Below are 18,323 nucleotides of genomic sequence, written 5' to 3' on the forward strand. Positions count from 1 at the left end.
TTTGTTATTCAATCCAATATGGAGAATTAATTATGCAAAAAATCTTCAAGGTTTCTTTACTTGCTGTGCTTTCATCTATTGCAGTAAACAGCTTCGCCAGCACGGCAGAAGTGAAAGTGCTTGAGCCTCAATTAAATTATCAACAACTTCTTACTCAAAGACAGGTTGTGGATGAGTTGCTTGAACAAGCGGTGAAAATCCAAAACTCGCCCGCTCGTGTTTCAAATGCAGGTTTTACCGCGAAACTTCCTTCCAATATGGAGCGTATTGCGGATCTTTTATTAGAAGCGTATAAGCTTGAGCCTTATCGTGTGGATTTTTTGTTTGGCGCAGCGAATGCCAATATTTATAACGGCAATACAGATAAAGCTATTGAGCTTTACCAAAAAGTGCTTGATGTGGCCCCAGATGATGTGAAAGCTCATACTTACTTGGCCGCATGGAATCGTTTTAAAGGCAATCAAGCGGAAACCACTAAACATTTAGAACGCTTAAAACAACTTTCCCCAGAAAGTGCAAGCAAATTAGAGAAAGTTTTTGCGGTGATTGATAAAGCAGCTAAGCAACCAATTACAGATAAACTGGAAACCAAGTTACCTGCACAATCTGCAATTATTACATTGGGCTACGCTTTAAACCCAGATGGCAGCATGCATGATATTTTGGTACAACGTTTAGAAAAAACCTTAGAAATTGCGAATCAAAATCCAGATGTGTTAATTATTGTGACAGGCGGTGTACCGCAAAACAATAAAACGGAAGGGGATTTGATGAAGCAATGGTTAATTGAGAAAGGCGTTGATGCAAGCCGTATTTATTCTGATAACTATGCACGTTCAACAGTCGAAAATGCGCTTTTCTCTCGTTACTCTTTAGCAAAACACAAAATCAAACATGCGGTGTTGATTAGCTCAGGTAGTCATGTTCGTCGTGGACAGGCATTATTTGAAATTGCGACGCAAGAATCTGGTCCACAAGGCCTTGTAATTGAAACTGTCGCTGCGTTAGATAAACCGTTAGATCAGTTACAAAAAATTACGGAGAAAGACTTGCTGGGTATTTATCGTGACAGCTTAAAAACCATGGGATTGCCAATGTTTAATAGCGGGCCATTGCAAGATTAATTAATCTTTCCAAAAACAAAAGTGCGGTGAAATTTCACCGCACTTTTTTATTTTCTCTTTCGATTAAAGAATATGTTGATATTGTTCTAACATTTCTTTTGGCCATACGCTTGATTGCACTTCACCAATGTGTTTTTTGTGAAGTAAAAGCATTGCCATACGTGATTGACCGATACCACCACCGATGGTGAGAGGTAATTTTCCGTTTAATAAATCTTGGTGCCAATCCATTTTTAAGCGATCTTCATCACCGGTTAAACCAACTTGTAAACGTAATGCAGATTCATCTACACGAATACCCATTGAAGAAAGCTCAAACGCTTTACCTAACTCAGCGTTCCACACCAAAATATCGCCGTTTAAACCTTTGTAGCCGTTTTCTGATTCAGTTGTCCAGTCATCGTAGTCTGGTGCACGGCCATCATGTGGTTTGCCGTCTGATAATTTGCCACCAATACCGACTAAGAACACGGCACCATATTCTTTACAAATGGCGTTTTCGCGCTCTTTGCTTGAAAGATCTGGGTATCGTTTAACTAAATCTTCACTATGTACGAAAGTAATTTCTTTTGGCAAGCTTGATGGGATATCAAAGCGCGCTTCTACGGCTAATTCAGTTAAACGGATTGCGCGATAAATAGAACGTACCGTTTCTTTTAAATAGGCATAGTTACGATGACCTTCAGGAATCACTTTTTCCCAGTCCCATTGATCCACATAAACAGAGTGAGTTTGATCCAATGAATCTTCGTCTGGACGTAATGCTTTCATGTGAACAAATAAACCTTCACCTTCTTTGAAGTGGAAACGTGCGAGAGTATGACGTTTCCATTTAGCCAATGAGTGAACCACTTCATAAACCGCATTTGGAATACATTTCACGTTTACTTGAACAGCTTTCTCAATGCCTGATAAGTTATCTTGCATACCGTTACCAACTTCACTAAGGATTGGACCTTGTACTTCGATAATGCCAAGTTGTTCAATCAAGTTTTGAGTAAAGGTGTTCTTCACAAAGCTAATTTCTTGTTGTTGTAAAATAAACGTCTTTTTCATATTTATCCTTCTTTATTATAATAACTGGTAAGATTTGTTGCGCATTATTCAATGAAATGACAAATTATTTCAAGTAATTTCTTTACATTGTTTTAAATGTTGAATATTATCAAAAATAAAGAAGATATTTTGAAAAAGATCTAATAAGGAGTGTTTTATGAACAATATCGATACACTTGATCGCCAAATTCTCCGTGTGCTGACTAAAGATGCGCGTACACCTTATGCAGAGATGGCAAAAAACTTTGGCGTGAGCCCAGGTACGATTCATGTTCGCGTAGAGAAAATGCGTCAGTCTGGTCTGATTGAAGGCACAAAAGCGATTATTGATGAGCGTAAACTGGGTTATGATGTGTGCTGCTTTATTGGCATTATTTTGAAAAGCGCAAAAGATTACGAAAAAGTGATTAAAAAGCTCGACACCTTCGATGAAGTGGTGGAAGCCTATTACACCACGGGAAATTATTCTATTTTTATCAAAGTAATGACACACACCATTGCTGAATTACATTCCGTGTTGGCGACTAAGATCCAGTTAATTGATGAAATTCAATCAACGGAAACCTTGATTTCCATGCAAAATCCTATTTTACGAGACATTAAACCTTAAATGTCATCGAAAAAATAGAGGCGTGTTTGATACACGCCTTTGCTTTTTTTTTGATTAACGATAACGATCGAGGAATTTGTAATAGAGTGTGCCGATCTTGGTGGCTAAGTTTTTGAGGGATTTTCCACCGTAAAACGAAGGCACTTTCAATCCTTCAAAAATTCTCAAACGTTCGTCATTACCTAAAATTGCTTCTGCAATAATGCGTCCAGCAAGTCCAGTGAGAGCGACACCATGACCAGAATAGCCTTGAGCAAAATAAATGTGCGGTGAGATACGCCCGAAATGTGGGGTAGCGTTCATTGTCATATCAATCGGTCCTGCCCAACCATAATCAATTTTGACATTTTCTAATTGTGGGAATACATGCAGCATATTGTGGCGCATAATCTGTACCATATCTTTTTCAGAACTCGAGTCACTACCAAATAACAAACGGTTATCCGCACTCAAACGATAGTAATCGAGCAAGATATTGTTATCACAAACCGACATGCCATTGTTGATCACGGAATCCGCTGTAGCTTGATCTAAGGGTTCGGTCGCAATAATAAAGCTTTCTACTGGCAAAATTTTACGATTAATGCCGCGATGGATGGATTTTGGTAGTGCATCGATATAGGCATTGGTGGCTAAAATAACGTCTTGAGAAATGACCGCACTTTTATCGGTTTTGACTTCAATACAGCCTGATTTTTCGACTAAATCCACAACTGGGGATTGCTCGTAAATCTGCACGCCTAAATCTAAGCAGGCTTTTGCTAAGCCTAAGCAATAATTTAATGGGTGTAAGTGACCTGAATTGCTATCGTATAACCCGCCCACATAAATATCACTGCCTAAATGTTGTTTAAGTTTGGCTTTATCCCAAAGTTGCATCTTGTCATAGCCAAAAGTCGCATGGCTAGCTTTTTCCATTTCAATGAGATCGTCCATACGACGTTCATTTAAAGCCAATGTGGCATAGCCTTTTTTCCAATCACATTGAATACCATATTTCGCAATGCGTTCATCAATAATATCAATGGCTTCTAGCGACATATCCCAAAGTTTTTTCGCTTTATCAAAGCCTACTTGAGCAATATATTCATCAATGCCTTCTTCAAAACCGTTGATGGCTTGACCGCCACTTCTACCAGATGCGCCAAATCCGACTCTCGCACCTTCTAGAACAATCACTTTTTTGCCTTTTTCCGCTAATTCAAGGGCAGCAGATAAGCCAAAGAAGCCCGCACCGATGACACAAACATCTGCTTCTTCTTGCTGAGTGAGCGGTGGCAGTTCAAAGGTTTGATTCCGACTATCGAGATAATAAGATTTGACGTGTTCTTGATGAGCAAATTCGAGCATAGTTGATGACTGATTAACATAAAATAGAGATGAGAGAAATCTTACCCTGATGGGAAAATATGTCAAACCTTTTGCAAAAAAGGTGCTATACTCCCCAAGTTTACATAGGTAAACGATTACTTAAGGTTTATTTTGATTGTCCTGAGGAGGTCAATAAATTGAAAAAAAATGCTGTTCAATACATTAAATCACTTTGTCTGTCTGCCGTCGCATTCGTCGCAACCTCTGCGGCATTTGCTGCTGAAAAACTTTATGTTTATAACTGGACTGACTATGTGCCATCTAATTTGGTTGCGGAATTTACCAAAGAAACCGGCATTGAAGTGATTTATTCGACATTTGAAAGTAATGAAGAAATGTATGCTAAATTGAAGCTGACCTCTAGTACAGGCAGTGGTTATGATTTAGTTTTCCCATCAAGCTATTACGTCAATAAAATGGCGAAAGAAAATATGTTACAAGAGCTTGATCACAGCAAATTAAGTAATTTTAAACAAATTCCAGCAAATTTATTAAACAAGGAATTTGACCCAAATAACAAATATTCTCTGCCTTACGTTTATGGCTTAACCGGTATCGGCGTGAATGCGGATGATATTGACCCAAGCAAAATTACGAGTTGGGCTGATTTATGGAATCCAGAATTTAAAGGCAAGGTATTATTAACCAGTGATGCGCGTGAAGTGTTCCACATTGCATTAATATTAGATGGAAAATCACCAAACACCACAAATGAAGAAGACATTAAAGCGGCTTACGAGCGCTTAGTGAAATTGTTACCAAATGTGGTGACCTTTAACTCTGACTCGCCAGAAGTGCCGTTTGTTCAGGGTGAAGCCTCTATTGGTATGTTATGGAATGGTTCGGCTTATTTAGCACACAAAGAAAATCCAAGTATCCAATTTGTATATCCAAAAGAAGGCGCGATTTTCTGGATGGATAACTACGCGATTCCAAAAGGGGCGAAAAATACAGAGGGCGCTTATAAATTTATCGACTTCTTACTTCGCCCTGAAAATGCGAAATTAGTCGTTGAAAAAATGGGCTTCTCAATGCCAAATGAAGGCGTGAAAGCGTTACTTTCACCTGAAATGGCGAATAACCCGACCTTATTCCCATCTGCTGAACATATTGAAAAAGGCATTATGCAAGGCGATGTAGGCGAAGCAGTGGACATTTACGAAAAATATTGGAATAAATTAAAAACCAATTAATCAGATATTGATGAAAAGTGCGGTGAATTTGGCCGCACTTTTGCTTTGTAAAGGATGACAAATGAGTTTTCTTGAGCGACTTTTTCACGCAATCTTGTTTGAAACCACGGTTGTGTTGCTTTCTGTTTTCTCTTTGTATTTCTTTACAGAAGAAAGTGTTTCTATTCTCTTTGGGTCCATGGTACTGGTTTCCTTAACCGCCATGCTATGGAACCTCGTCTTTAATTATTTTCTTGATAAAGTGTTTACGGGACCGCGAGAAAAGCGAGGCGTCATATTTCGTACTTTACATGCCATTTCATTTGAAGGCGGTTTGCTTATTTTCACTGTGCCGATCATTGCTTACTTTTTAAAAGTGGATTGGATTACTGCTTTTATGATGGATTTTAGCTTAACGGTGATGGTGACCGTTTATACCTTTATTTTTAATTGGGTGTATGATCACGCGCGATTGCTATTTATTAAGCGTGAATGATGCAATAGCTAAGAGAAGAAATAAAAAAGTGCGGTCAAAATCTAAGATGTTTTTGACCGCACTTTGATTTTTAGGGCGTGGTAAAACGCCCTTTTGTTTCTTAAAGTTTTTCCACTAACTCAATAGCCGCACCGATGTAGGTTGCAGGGGTGAGTTGTTGTAAACGGGCTTTTTCATCGGCTGGAATATCCAGTTTTTCGATGAATTCACGCATTGCTTTTTCATCAACGCGTTTACCACGAGTGAGCTCTTTTAATTTTTCGTATGGTTTTTCAATGCCATAACGACGCATCACGGTTTGAATTGGTTCAGCTAAAACTTCCCAGTTTTGGTTGAGTTCATCACGGAGATGTTGTTCGTTCACTTCTAATTTGCTGATACCTTTACGCGTTGCGGCATAGGCAATTAAACAATAACCTAAACCCACACCTAAGTTACGTAATACGGTAGAGTCCGTTAAGTCACGCTGCCAGCGAGAAATTGGTAATTTTTGACCAAGGTGAGTCATCACCGCATTGGATAAACCTAAGTTACCTTCTGAGTTTTCGAAGTCGATAGGATTCACTTTATGTGGCATGGTCGATGAACCAATTTCACCCGCGATAGTGCGTTGTTTAAAGTGATTTAACGCAATGTAGCCCCATAAGTCACGGTCGAAGTCGATGATGATGGTATTAAAACGTACCACAGCATCAAAGTATTCAGCAATGTAATCGTGAGGTTCGATTTGAGTGGTATACGGATTCCAATTTAAACCTAATGAGGTGACAAATTCTTCGCTAAATTTGTGCCAGTTAATATTTGGATAAGCTGATAAATGCGCATTGTAGTTACCCACAGCACCATTGATTTTACCCAAGATTTCATTTTGTTGGAGTTGTTTGAATTGGCGTTTTAAGCGGTAAACCACGTTCGCCATTTCTTTACCCACAGTACTTGGTGAGGCAGGTTGGCCGTGTGTACGAGAAAGTAATGGGATGGTTTTGTATTCGTTCGCTAAACGGGTGATTTCATCAATTAGTTTTTGCCATTCTGGTAAGATTACTTCTTCACGTGCTGTTTTTAACATTAAGGCGTGAGAAAGGTTGTTAATGTCTTCTGATGTACAAGCAAAGTGGATAAATTCAGAGACTTTGGCTAATTCTGGTAAAGCTTCACTTTTTTCTTTTAAGAAATACTCAACCGCTTTTACGTCATGATTTGTAGTGCGTTCAATTTCTTTGATACGTTCAGCATCTTGAAGACTGAATTCTTCCACAATTTTATTAAGGTAATCGTTTGCTTCTTTAGACAAAGAAGAAACTTCTTGGATTTCAGCGGTCGCCGCCAATTTTTGTAACCAACGTACTTCCACGGTGACACGGAATTTGAGTAAGCCAAATTCACTGAAAATACCACGCAATGCGGTGGCTTTATCTTGATAACGACCGTCAATCGGGGAAAGAGCGGTTAATGCGGAAAGTTGCATAAGAGTTCTCCAAGGATTAATTTAAAGTTAAGTAGAGTTGTCGTGCCGCTTGCACTAATTTTTTACGATGAAATAACAGTTGCCATTTGCTACCGCCGACTTGACGCCACAAAACGGCAGAACGAATGCCAGCAAGTAAACACGCACGGATTTTGTCTTGCACGCTTTGTTGCTGTAAATGATATGCCGAACCAATAATATGAATGCGTTTACCTAAAGGACTAATCGTATCGACATAAATGTTTGCCATGATAGAAAACATCTCATCATCAAATTGATTGTCGTGATAAGCAAGTTGCTCCGGTAAACGCGCAATACGGCGGCCAAGTTCTTGTTTGATTTCAGGTTGTTTGTTTAATTTGTTCTCTAACGCTAATAAGCTACCCCAATAATTTAATAAATTTTTGTCATTTAATTGGGTGAGTTGCTCGATAAGTGTGTTTAATCCCACTTTAAGATGTTGAACATCACTGCCAAATACGGCTAGTGTATCTTCAGGTTGAGTAATGAGAAGAGAATGAATGGTCGTTTGGAATGCATCTTGGTTATCAACTTCGCCTTTTTGTGCTAATTGACTGATTAATAAGACTGATTGACAAACACCGGCAAGTGCCAGAGCCATATCATTATAATTTTTCATTGGGATTATAAATTGTGAGCTACAGAAATTTTTGGCGTAATATAGCATTTTTACACATTGTTTTGAACTCAATCATTAAAAAACGCCCTATCTTTTGTTATCATAGCGCCAATTCAGTTTATAGAATAAAAGGATAACCAATGACAAAACCAATTGTATTCAGTGGCGTGCAGCCTTCCGGCGAATTAACTATCGGGAATTATTTAGGTGCACTTCGCAACTGGGTGAAAATGCAAGAAGATTATGAGTGTATTTTCTGTGTGGTTGATTTACACGCCATCACTGTACGTCAAGATCCTGTAGCACTTCGCAAAGCGACCCTTGATGTGCTCGCCCTTTACTTGGCTTGTGGCATTGATCCGAATAAAAGCACGATCTTCGTGCAATCTCATGTACCAGAACATACTCAACTAAGCTGGGTATTAAACTGCTACACCTATTTTGGTGAGATGAGCCGTATGACTCAATTTAAAGATAAATCAGCACGTTATGCAGAAAATATTAACGTGGGTTTATTTGACTATCCGGTTTTAATGGCAGCAGATATCTTACTTTACCAAGCGAAAAGTGTGCCAGTAGGGGATGACCAAAAACAACATTTAGAAATCACCCGTGATATTGCGGCTCGTTTTAATGCCCTTTATGGTGATATTTTCACGATTCCTGAAATCTTCTTAGGCAAAGCCGGTGCGCGTATTATGTCTTTGCAAGATCCTGATAAAAAAATGTCTAAATCTGATGATAACCGTAATAACGTGGTGACCTTGCTTGAAGATCCTAAATCAGTGGCGAAAAAAATCAAACGTGCGGTAACAGACTCTGATGAGCCACCTGTTGTACGTTATGATGTGAAAAACAAAGCGGGTGTGTCTAACTTATTAGATATCCTTTCTGCAGTGACGGATAAATCTGTGGCAGACCTTGAAAAAGAATTTGAAGGTAAAATGTACGGTCACTTAAAAACAGCGGTGGCTGACGAAGTGTCAAACTTACTTGCGGGTTTACAAGAACGTTTCTATCAATATCGTAACGATGAAGCACTTTTAGACGAGATTTTACGTCAAGGTGCAGAAAAAGCCCGAGCAAGAGCAAAAGAAACCCTTGCCAAAGTGTACGATGCCGTCGGCTTTGTTGCTGCAAAATAATTTTAAACTTAATAAGCCGTGTTATATCACGGCTTTTTTAGATAAGGAGAAAAAGATGGCCATTCAAACTGAAAAACCAATTGAATGTGTAGGCTGTAATACTTTCGATATGAAATCATTGTTTGATAACAGTGATTGTAGTTTACCTATCGAACAGTTTTACGCGACTCGTCAAGATGCAGAAGGCGCATTGGAATATTTCACATTAAAAGCACGTGATGTAGAGAGTGAACCTTGCCAAATTCAATCTGAAATTCAACAGGTTGAAGAAGGGTATGTACTTAAAGCGGTTTTCACATTCTGCTGCCAAGCGGAATTAGTGATTTTCCAAATGAAGCTTGTGTAAGTGATAACTTACTTTAGAAAATAGCGTTTTTTGTGACCGCACTTTCTGATATTTATGTTCCCCTGCATCGTATTATTCCTTTTTCTAATGTAGAAGGGCAGGGGAATCGTACTAGTATTTTCTTACAAGGTTGTAAGTTAAACTGCCTTTATTGCCATAATCCAGAAACCATTCCTCGTTATGCAGAAGGCGCTCATCAAGTCAGTCTGCAGTATTTGTATGAGCAAGTGATGGATGCGGTACCTTTCATTCGTGGTGTAACCGTTTCTGGCGGTGAACCCACCATTCATCATAAAAAGCTCGTTCCATTGTTTCAAAAACTACGTGAGGAAGGGCTAACTTGCTATTTAGATAGCAGTGGTTTCTTTGAATTTGACGCAATTCGTCCTTTAATTGATGTTACAGACAAATTTCTCTTTGACCTGAAAGGAGAAGGGCTTGGCTTACAAAGTTTGTGCTTTGATAGACAAAATCGACAAGGCATTGTCCCGAAAAACATCATTCCCACTCACCAACATATCAAGCAAGAAAACTTAGATCGCAATTTAAAGAACTTGGCGCAATTATTACCATTAAATAAAGTGGAAGAAGTGCGGTTAGTTTATGTGGCGAATTTTTTTGATGCAGAAAAGTTGGTGGAAAAGGTAGCGTCTTTATTGAAAGATTATCCGAATGTTTTGTTGAAAATTATTCGAATGCATACAAAAGGCGCACGAGATGCCGAAGGACTCACCCCTTATGTCCCAACCGTTGAGCAGACTCAAGCGCTTGAAAACTATGCGAAATCTTGTGGTCTGACCAAAATTGTGACCATTTTATAAGCAAACATACCGAAAAGTAGCAAAAATATTCCGACTTTTTACCGAAAAACAAGTAGAATAGGACAATTTTATTCACTTACTTATCTAACCAACCTAGGGGAAAAAAATGGGTATTTTAGGTAGCGTTTTAGGCATTGTCGTATTACTGATCATTGCCGTATTATTTTCAAATAATCGTAAGGCGATTAATTTACGTACTGTATTAGGGGCTTTGGCGATCCAAATCGGATTTGCAGCCCTTATTTTGTATGTGCCGTTTGGTCGTGATGCATTGCAAGCGACAGCAAATGGTGTATCAAATGTTATCGCTTATGGTAATGAAGGGATTAACTTCGTCTTTGGTGGCTTAGCAGATCCTTCAAATGCCGGCTTTATCTTTGCGGTGAAAGTGTTACCAATCATCGTCTTTTTCTCTGGTTTAATTTCGGTGCTTTACTATTTAGGCATCATGCAAGTGGTCATCAAAGTGATTGGTGGTGCATTGCAAGCTGCGTTAGGTACATCTAAAGCAGAATCAATGTCTGCAGCCGCGAATATCTTCGTTGGTCAAACTGAAGCACCTTTAGTGGTTCGCCCTTACATTAAAAATATGACCCAATCTGAATTGTTCGCTATTATGGCGGGTGGTACAGCTTCTATCGCGGGTTCAGTAATGGCAGGTTATGCAGGAATGGGCGTACCATTGACTTACTTAATCGCAGCATCTTTCATGGCTGCACCAGCAGGTTTATTATTTGCGAAAATTTTATTCCCACAAACTGAACAATTTAACGATAAACAACCTGAAACGGATGATAGCGAAAAACCAACCAACGTGCTTGAAGCAATGGCAGGTGGTGCGAGTGCAGGTATGCAATTAGCGTTAAACGTAGGTGCGATGTTAATCGCGTTCGTGGGTTTAATTGCTTTAGTTAATGGTATTTTAGGTGGTGTAGGCGGCTGGTTCGGTTACGGTGATTTAACATTACAATCAATCTTTGGTTGGATCTTCAAACCATTAGCCTACTTAATTGGTGTATCTTGGGATGAATCTGCAATCGCGGGTCAAATGATTGGTATGAAATTAGCTGTTAACGAATTCGTGGGTTACTTAGAGTTCGCGAAATACTTACAACCAGATACAGCAGTTGTATTAAGTGAAAAAACTAAAGCCATCATTACTTTCGCATTATGTGGTTTCGCTAACTTCAGCTCTATCGCAATCTTAATCGGTGGTATCGGTGGTATGGCACCAAATCGTCGTGGTGATGTGGCTCGCTTAGGTTTAAAAGCAGTTGTAGCGGGTACATTAGCTAACTTAATGAGTGCGACTATCGCAGGTTTATTCATCGAGCTAAGCGGCGTAGCAATGTAATTAAAATGTGGTAAATTTTGACCGCACTTTATCTCTCAACACCACGAATCATTCGTGGTGTTGTACTTTAAAGCAAGCGAAAACGTTTGCTTAAATGACTTTTTATTTATCAACAAGAGGAAAAAACAATGACTCCACATATTAACGCTCCTGAAGGCGCATTTGCAGATGTTGTATTAATGCCAGGCGATCCGCTTCGTGCAAAATATATTGCTGAAACATTCTTAGAAGATGCGAAAGAAGTGACTAACGTTCGCAATATGTTGGGTTACACCGGTACTTATAAAGGTCGTCGTATCTCTGTTATGGGTCACGGTATGGGTATCCCATCTTGCTCAATTTATGCGAAAGAATTAATTACTGAATACGGCGTGAAAAAAATCATCCGTGTTGGTTCTTGTGGTGCCGTACGTATGGACGTTAAAGTACGTGATGTTATCATTGGCCTTGGTGCATGTACCGATTCAAAAGTAAACCGTATCCGTTTCAAAGATAACGATTTTGCTGCAATTGCTGATTTTGATATGGCACAAGCAGCGGTTCAAGCAGCGAAAGAAAAAGGTAAGCAAGTTCGCGTAGGGAATCTTTTCTCTGCAGACCTATTCTACACGCCAGATTTCGAAATGTTTGATGTGATGGAAAAATACGGTATCTTAGGCGTAGAAATGGAAGCAGCGGGTATCTATGGCGTAGCAGCAGAATATGGTGCAAAAGCACTTTGTATCTGTACCGTTTCAGACCATATTCGTACACACGAACAAACTACAGCAGAAGAACGTCAATTAACCTTCAATGATATGATTGAAATTGCGTTAGAGTCTGTATTAATTGGTGATAAAGCATAATTTATCTGATTGATAGAATAAAAAAAGAGCGGTCAATTTTGACCGCTCTTTTGTTTTTCTACTTCGCTATTTCTCATACCAAATTCGGTTCACATAGAGCACCACTTTGCCCGAGGGTGTTTCCACATGAATTTCATCATCAACGCCTTTTCCGATTAAGGCACGTGCGACGGGAGAATCAATGGAGATCCAGTTTTTAGCGGGATCGAATTCATCGCAGCCGACAATACGGTATTGCTTCACTTCACCGTCTTCATCTTCTAGCTCAACCCATGCACCGAAAAATACTTTGCCTTCTTGTTTCGGATGGTAATCCACGATTTGTAGCACTTCTAAGCGTTTGGAAAGAAAACGTACACGGCGATCAATTTCACGTAAGCGACGTTTGCCGTAAATATATTCCGCATTTTCACTGCGGTCACCAAGTGCGGCAGCATCTGAAACCGCTTGGGTAACTTTTGGACGTTCTTCTTTCCACAAAAATTTAAGTTCTTGGTCAAGCGCAAGCCAGCCTTGACGGGTAATGTAATTTGATTTTGCCATAATAAAAATAAAAGAAATTTTTTTGAATTATATTTGAGCCTGTTGTCTAAAACCAGTATTCTATTCCCGTTTTTCTCGAATCCTTTAATAACAAAGAAGTATGACAATGTTAAATCAACAAATTAGCCAAATTATTGCGGCAGAATTAACCGTTCAACCCCAACAAATCCTCGCCGCCATTCAATTATTAGATGATGGCAACACCATTCCATTTATCGCCCGTTATCGTAAAGAAGCCACAGGTGGCTTGGATGACACTCAACTTCGTCATTTTGAAACCCGTTTAATTTATTTACGTGAATTAGAAGATCGTCGTCAAACCATTTTGAAATCTATTGAAGAGCAAGGGAAATTGACTGATGAATTGCGTGACAAAATCCATGCTACACAAAGCAAAACCGAATTAGAAGATTTGTATTTGCCATACAAACCAAAACGTCGCACCAAAGGGCAAATTGCGATTGAAGCCGGTCTTGAGCCATTGGCTGATTTACTTTGGAATGAGCCAAAAAATGACCCTGAAACGGCAGCCGCTGAATTTGTAAATGCTGATAAAGGCGTAACAGACACCAAAGTCGCGCTTGATGGCGCACGCTATATTTTAATGGAGCGTTTTGCTGAAGATGCGGGCTTATTAGCGAAAGTCCGTGATTATTTAGCAAAAAATGCCGTTATCGTATCCAAAGTGATCGAAGGCAAGGAAACGGAAGGCGCAAAATTCCAAGATTATTTCGACCATCAAGAATTATTGAAAAATGTGCCTTCTCACCGTGCATTAGCGATGTTCCGCGGACGTAATGAGGGCATTTTACAATTAAGCTTAAATGCTGATCCTGATGCGGAAGAGGGAAGTCGCCAAAGCTATTGTGAAGAGATTATTCGTGATTATTTAGATGTGCGTTTTACTGGTCAGCCTGCGGATAAATGGCGTGAGCAAGTGATTGCGTGGACATGGAAAATCAAAGTTTCGTTGCATTTAGAAACGGAATTAATGGCAAGTTTACGTGAAAAAGCGGAAGAAGAGGCCATTGATGTTTTCGCTCGAAATCTGACCGCACTTTTGATGGCGGCACCGGCTGGCGCGAAAAGCACCATGGGCTTGGACCCGGGCTTACGTACGGGTGTTAAAGTCGCGGTGGTGGATAACACAGGTAAATTATTAGACACTACCACCATTTATCCACACACGGGCCGTGAAGCTGAAGCGCAAGTGGCGATTTTCAGCTTAATCCGCAAACATAACGTAGAGTTAATTGCTATTGGTAACGGTACCGCTTCTCGTGAAACAGAACGTTTTGCGAAAGAAGTGATTAAAGAAATTAAAGAAAATAAACCGCAAACCGTTGTGGTTAGTGAAGCTGGCGCGTCCGTTTATTCCGCTTCTGAATTTGCCGCAAATGAATTCCCGAATTTAGATGTATCTTTGCGTGGCGCGGTATCAATTGCGCGTCGTTTACAAGATCCATTGGCAGAATTAGTGAAAATCGAACCGAAAGCCATTGGTGTAGGGCAATATCAACACGATGTAAACCAAACCCAACTTGCGCGTAAACTCGATGCGGTGGTGGAAGACTGTGTAAATGCGGTGGGTGTGGATTTGAATACGGCATCGGCGCCATTGCTTGCTCGCGTGGCGGGGATGACGAAAACCTTAGCGCAAAACATTGTGGAATACCGTGATGAAAATGGTCGTTTTGAAAGCCGTAGCGAATTGAAAAAAGTGCCGCGTTTAGGGCCAAAAGCCTTTGAGCAATGTGCGGGCTTTATGCGTATTGCAGGCGGGAAAAATCCACTTGATGCTTCAGGGGTTCACCCAGAAGCTTACCCTGTAGTGGAAAAAATCTTGCAAGCTACCGCGCAATCTATCCAAGATTTAATGGGCAATGCGGGTGTGGTACGTCAGCTTGATGCAAAACAATTCATTGATGAGCAATTTGGTTTACCAACCGTTCAAGATATTTTCAAAGAGTTGGAAAAACCAGGGCGCGATCCGCGTGGTGAATTTAAAACAGCCGTATTCGCAGAAGGCGTGGAAGAAATCACTGATTTAAAACCAGGTATGATTTTAGAAGGTACCGTCACCAATGTGACCAACTTCGGTGCATTTGTGGATATCGGCGTTCACCAAGACGGTTTAGTACACATTTCATCACTAAGCGATAAATTCGTAGAAGATCCACATCAAGTGGTGAAAACGGGCGATATCGTGAAAGTGAAAGTCTTAGAAGTGGATGTGCCTCGTAAACGTATTGCGTTAACGATGCGATTAGATGAAAGTGCGGTCAAAAATGACGGCAAATCTGACCGCACTTTAAGCGCAAAACCAAGAAGTAATGCACCTCGTCAAGATCGTAATCCTAGAGGAAATAGTGCAATGGGGAATGCTTTTGCCGATGCGTTGAAAAATTGGAAAAAATAATTTCGTCATTTAGATGAACATTGTGGCCAAATAGGCGTACAATGAAGGGGATCTGGTCAATCATCCAATCCCCTTTTTTATTTCAACGAAAGGAATATTCTTATGGAAAAAGGTATTCTTGGGCCGCATGAAGGCAAGGAGCTGGAATTAATGTTAAGGGGCGAAAAGCAAGTGGCATTATTCAATCAGGAGCTCGGTATTCCTGACGCCTTTCTCCCTTATCTTGAACTAGGAATGCTTCATTCAAAAACAGTGCAACGTCATATTAATGATGTCTGCTTAACTGATTTTATTGTCTATTTACCTCAATCTCTTGCACTCGCTGAACAAATGGAAGTGTTACTTCCTGCAAGCACTGTGAATGGTTTTGATCCAAAAGTGGAACGTGAAATTGGTCGAATTCTCGGCTACCGAGAAAAAGACATCGAATATTATATTCAGCATTTTCAAGATAATTTAGAAAAGTATCGGCAGCAGTATAGTTGATTGATGAAGTAATTTAAAAGCCTCTTAACTTTATAATTTATTATGTTATAGGATGAAATTGTGGGGAAAATACAAGATACCTGATGTTACTTGGCACAACCATACAGGTCGGATGCACTTGGTTTCATCTTCAGTACATAATTCGACTGTTCCTATTAGCTAGGAAGATATAAAAATGGAAAGAAAATGGGTAGAACACAAAGCGAATATAATTAGGTACTCATTTTAAAATTAAGGAGTAAATTATGAAGTTAATTTCGGTTCCACTTACTCGAGAGGCTATGCATCGACTTAATTATAACCAATGTATACCTGGAGATCTTGAGGAATTAGAGTTAGATGATGATGTGTATAGAGAAATATGGAGCACTAATTTTTTTGATGTGATTAATAGAGAGTTAGACAAAAATATTGATGATTATGAAGATGAAAGCATTTGCGATCATAACCGATTAAATAGGTTATTAAATATAATATCAAGGTACATACATATCCATGTTTTTTTTCGTGAATTACATAGGTTGGTTAAGACTGCATTAAATTCTAAAACAGGTATTTTTTTCTTTTTCTAATTAGTAAATTCTTAATTTTATTTTTAGAACAGGATGCTAATTTGTAACTATAGTGCCACTTCATTAGGATTCTCTTGGTGGATATTCAGGAATGTTACTTCCTGACAATCTAGCATTGGAGTTTAAATATGACAAGAGTATTTCGGATGAAGAATTAGAAAAAGCTACAAGATAAGCCCTGACGTATTGTATGAGCATTTATTGATAATATATTTCCTAAAAATATAAAAGTGCGGTCAAAAACACAAGTGATTTTGACCGCACTTTATTATTGGCTAGGAAGGACTATTCCGCGTCTTCTTTCGCCCATTTTAATGAGCGTTTAACGGCTTTTTTCCAACCTTTATAACGACGTTCACGTTTTTCTTCATCGTTGTCTGGGGTGAAGGTACGTTCAACACGTGCTTTGTCGTGAAGTTCGTCTAAATCTTTCCAGAAACCAACTGCAAGACCAGCAAGGTAAGCGGCACCAAGTGCAGTCACTTCTTTCACCACTGGACGTTCTACGTTCACATCTAAAATATCCGCTTGGAATTGCATTAAGAAGTTATTGTTGGTTGCGCCACCATCAACACGTAAATATTGTAAGCGTTGACCGGAGTCAGATTGCATTGCTTCTAACACATCACGGGTTTGGTAAGCGATAGATTCAAGGGTCGCGCGTACAATATGGTTACGGTTAGAACCACGAGAAAGACCGAAAATTGCACCTCGTGCATACGGATCCCAATAAGGTGCACCTAAACCGGTGAAGGCTGGAACAACATACACACCGTTACTGTCAGGGACTTTTTGTGCGAAGTATTCGGAGTCATAGCTGTCATGAACGATTTTGAGTTCATCACGTAACCATTGGATTGACGCGCCTGCGATAAATACCGAACCTTCAAGTGCGTATTCAGGTTCACCTTTGGCGTTACACGCGATGGTGGTTAATAGGCCATTTTTAGAGGTAATGGCTTTATCACCGGTGTGAAGCAACATAAAGCAGCCTGTACCATAGGTATTTTTCGCTTGGCCTGCGCGTGTGCATAGATGGCCGTAAAGTGCAGCTTGTTGGTCACCCGCGATACCTGCAACTGGAATCCGCACACCGCCTTTACCCCCGATATTGGTTTTACCATACACTTCGGAAGAATTACGGACTTCAGGCAACATAGAACGTGGAATATTTAATAATTCCAACATTTTGTCATCCCATTTTTTCGTATGGATGTTAAATAACATGGTACGGGATGCGTTGGTATAGTCAGTTACGTGAACACGGCCTTGAGTTAATTTCCATACAAGCCAGGTATCCACGGTACCAAATAGAAGCTCACCGCGTTCCGCTTTTTCACGAGCACCTTCTACATTGTCTAAAATCCATTTCACTTTTGTGCCGGAGAAGTATGGGTCCACTACTAACCCTGTGGTGTTGCGGATATATTCTTCATGACCATCCGCTTTAAGTTTGTCAGTAATATCTGCGGTACGACGACATTGCCACACAATTGCGTTATAAACCGGTGTGCCGGTTGCTTTTTCCCACACAATGGTGGTTTCACGTTGGTTGGTAATACCAATTGCCGCAATTTCATCTGAGGTAATGCCTGCTTTTGCAACCACTTCGTTTAATGTTGAACTTTGTGTTGCCCAAATTTCCATTGGATTATGTTCCACCCAGCCTGCACGTGGATAAATTTGTGTAAATTCACGTTGGGCGATTTCGACAACATTCGCATTGTGATCTAATAATACTGCACGAGAGCTTGTGGTACCTTGGTCCAAAGCGATGATGTATTTTTTGTCTGTCATGGTTCTATTCCTTAGAGTGCTCGGCACTCTCATTAAATGAATGAAGAAATTTTGAGCT

18 protein-coding genes are annotated in these 18,323 nt (G+C 39.8%); 12 read left to right on the forward strand and 6 right to left on the reverse strand.

Annotation, left to right across the window (positions count from 1 at the left end):
- Nucleotides 1–32: 32 nt before the first annotated feature.
- Nucleotides 33–1,124 (forward strand): ElyC/SanA/YdcF family protein, encoded by a 1,092-nt coding sequence (locus HMPREF3279_RS05905; RefSeq protein WP_070868389.1) that lies wholly within the window; start codon nucleotides 33–35, stop codon nucleotides 1,122–1,124.
- 63 nt (nucleotides 1,125–1,187) lie between these two features.
- Here the strand turns inward: HMPREF3279_RS05905 and asnA are convergent, their stop codons facing one another.
- On the reverse strand, nucleotides 1,188–2,180 hold the full coding sequence (gene asnA / locus HMPREF3279_RS05910) for an aspartate--ammonia ligase (protein ID WP_070868391.1): 993 nt from the start codon (nucleotides 2,178–2,180) through the stop codon (nucleotides 1,188–1,190).
- A 157-nt stretch (nucleotides 2,181–2,337) separates the two neighbouring features.
- Here asnA and asnC point away from each other — a divergent pair, with 157 nt between their 5' ends.
- A complete protein-coding gene (gene asnC / locus HMPREF3279_RS05915) occupies nucleotides 2,338–2,790 on the forward strand; it encodes a transcriptional regulator AsnC (RefSeq protein WP_005697406.1) in 453 nt (150 codons plus the stop codon).
- A gap of 54 nt (nucleotides 2,791–2,844) precedes the next feature.
- Here the strand turns inward: asnC and HMPREF3279_RS05920 are convergent, their stop codons facing one another.
- Complete coding sequence (locus tag HMPREF3279_RS05920; RefSeq protein ID WP_070868393.1) at nucleotides 2,845–4,140, reverse strand: NAD(P)/FAD-dependent oxidoreductase; 1,296 nt, start codon at nucleotides 4,138–4,140, stop codon at nucleotides 2,845–2,847.
- A gap of 158 nt (nucleotides 4,141–4,298) precedes the next feature.
- On the opposite strand from HMPREF3279_RS05920, the gene HMPREF3279_RS05925 reads away from it, so the two are divergent.
- Both HMPREF3279_RS05925 and HMPREF3279_RS05930 read left to right on the forward strand, forming a co-directional pair.
- The gene (locus HMPREF3279_RS05925; RefSeq protein ID WP_070868395.1) at nucleotides 4,299–5,354 is read left to right on the forward strand and encodes an extracellular solute-binding protein; all 1,056 of its coding nucleotides are present in this window, start codon (nucleotides 4,299–4,301) and stop codon (nucleotides 5,352–5,354) included.
- A 61-nt stretch (nucleotides 5,355–5,415) separates the two neighbouring features.
- Nucleotides 5,416–5,829 carry a PACE efflux transporter gene (locus HMPREF3279_RS05930; protein ID WP_070868397.1) on the forward strand — a complete coding sequence of 138 codons (414 nt, stop codon included), beginning with the start codon at nucleotides 5,416–5,418 and terminating at the stop codon, nucleotides 5,827–5,829.
- Between the two features lie 100 nt (nucleotides 5,830–5,929).
- Here HMPREF3279_RS05930 and purB read toward each other — a convergent pair whose 3' ends face one another.
- Nucleotides 5,930–7,297 (reverse strand): adenylosuccinate lyase, encoded by a 1,368-nt coding sequence (gene purB, locus HMPREF3279_RS05935; RefSeq protein ID WP_070868399.1) that lies wholly within the window; start codon nucleotides 7,295–7,297, stop codon nucleotides 5,930–5,932.
- 16 nt (nucleotides 7,298–7,313) lie between these two features.
- The gene (gene hflD, locus HMPREF3279_RS05940; protein ID WP_070868477.1) at nucleotides 7,314–7,937 is read right to left on the reverse strand and encodes a high frequency lysogenization protein HflD; all 624 of its coding nucleotides are present in this window, start codon (nucleotides 7,935–7,937) and stop codon (nucleotides 7,314–7,316) included.
- A 140-nt stretch (nucleotides 7,938–8,077) separates the two neighbouring features.
- Between hflD and trpS the strand changes: the two genes are divergently transcribed.
- The 5 genes from trpS to deoD all read left to right on the forward strand — a co-directional run bounded on the left by trpS (nucleotide 8,078) and on the right by deoD (nucleotide 12,448).
- Nucleotides 8,078–9,082, forward strand: a complete 1,005-nt coding sequence (gene trpS, locus HMPREF3279_RS05945) for a tryptophan--tRNA ligase (RefSeq protein ID WP_070868401.1) — start codon at nucleotides 8,078–8,080, stop codon at nucleotides 9,080–9,082.
- A gap of 55 nt (nucleotides 9,083–9,137) precedes the next feature.
- Nucleotides 9,138–9,428, forward strand: a complete 291-nt coding sequence (locus HMPREF3279_RS05950; RefSeq protein ID WP_005697358.1) for a YfcZ/YiiS family protein — start codon at nucleotides 9,138–9,140, stop codon at nucleotides 9,426–9,428.
- A 32-nt stretch (nucleotides 9,429–9,460) separates the two neighbouring features.
- Nucleotides 9,461–10,249 (forward strand): 4Fe-4S cluster-binding domain-containing protein, encoded by a 789-nt coding sequence (locus HMPREF3279_RS05955; RefSeq protein WP_070868403.1) that lies wholly within the window; start codon nucleotides 9,461–9,463, stop codon nucleotides 10,247–10,249.
- A gap of 106 nt (nucleotides 10,250–10,355) precedes the next feature.
- Nucleotides 10,356–11,603, forward strand: coding sequence for a NupC/NupG family nucleoside CNT transporter (locus HMPREF3279_RS05960; protein ID WP_049369746.1), 1,248 nt, complete (start codon nucleotides 10,356–10,358; stop codon nucleotides 11,601–11,603).
- A 128-nt stretch (nucleotides 11,604–11,731) separates the two neighbouring features.
- Nucleotides 11,732–12,448 (forward strand): purine-nucleoside phosphorylase, encoded by a 717-nt coding sequence (gene deoD, locus HMPREF3279_RS05965; protein ID WP_005697435.1) that lies wholly within the window; start codon nucleotides 11,732–11,734, stop codon nucleotides 12,446–12,448.
- Between the two features lie 66 nt (nucleotides 12,449–12,514).
- Here the strand turns inward: deoD and greB are convergent, their stop codons facing one another.
- Nucleotides 12,515–12,991 (reverse strand): transcription elongation factor GreB, encoded by a 477-nt coding sequence (gene greB, locus HMPREF3279_RS05970; RefSeq protein WP_070868406.1) that lies wholly within the window; start codon nucleotides 12,989–12,991, stop codon nucleotides 12,515–12,517.
- A 106-nt stretch (nucleotides 12,992–13,097) separates the two neighbouring features.
- On the opposite strand from greB, the gene HMPREF3279_RS05975 reads away from it, so the two are divergent.
- The 3 genes from HMPREF3279_RS05975 (at nucleotide 13,098) to HMPREF3279_RS05985 (ending at nucleotide 16,468) form a co-directional block, all read left to right on the forward strand.
- On the forward strand, nucleotides 13,098–15,410 hold the full coding sequence (locus HMPREF3279_RS05975) for a Tex family protein (RefSeq protein ID WP_070868409.1): 2,313 nt from the start codon (nucleotides 13,098–13,100) through the stop codon (nucleotides 15,408–15,410).
- Nucleotides 15,411–15,512: 102 nt separating this feature from the next.
- On the forward strand, nucleotides 15,513–15,896 hold the full coding sequence (locus tag HMPREF3279_RS05980) for a hypothetical protein (protein WP_070868411.1): 384 nt from the start codon (nucleotides 15,513–15,515) through the stop codon (nucleotides 15,894–15,896).
- 245 nt (nucleotides 15,897–16,141) lie between these two features.
- Nucleotides 16,142–16,468: a hypothetical protein gene (locus tag HMPREF3279_RS05985; protein WP_070868414.1), complete on the forward strand. Its 327-nt coding sequence runs from the start codon at nucleotides 16,142–16,144 to the stop codon at nucleotides 16,466–16,468.
- Nucleotides 16,469–16,753: 285 nt separating this feature from the next.
- Here the strand turns inward: HMPREF3279_RS05985 and glpK are convergent, their stop codons facing one another.
- A complete protein-coding gene (gene glpK / locus HMPREF3279_RS05990; protein ID WP_070868416.1) occupies nucleotides 16,754–18,265 on the reverse strand; it encodes a glycerol kinase GlpK in 1,512 nt (503 codons plus the stop codon).
- Between the last annotated feature and the right edge of the window lie 58 nt (nucleotides 18,266–18,323).

The sequence above is a fragment of the Haemophilus sp. HMSC71H05 genome, assembly GCF_001838635.1.
Classification (GTDB): domain Bacteria; phylum Pseudomonadota; class Gammaproteobacteria; order Enterobacterales; family Pasteurellaceae; genus Haemophilus_D; species Haemophilus_D parainfluenzae_R.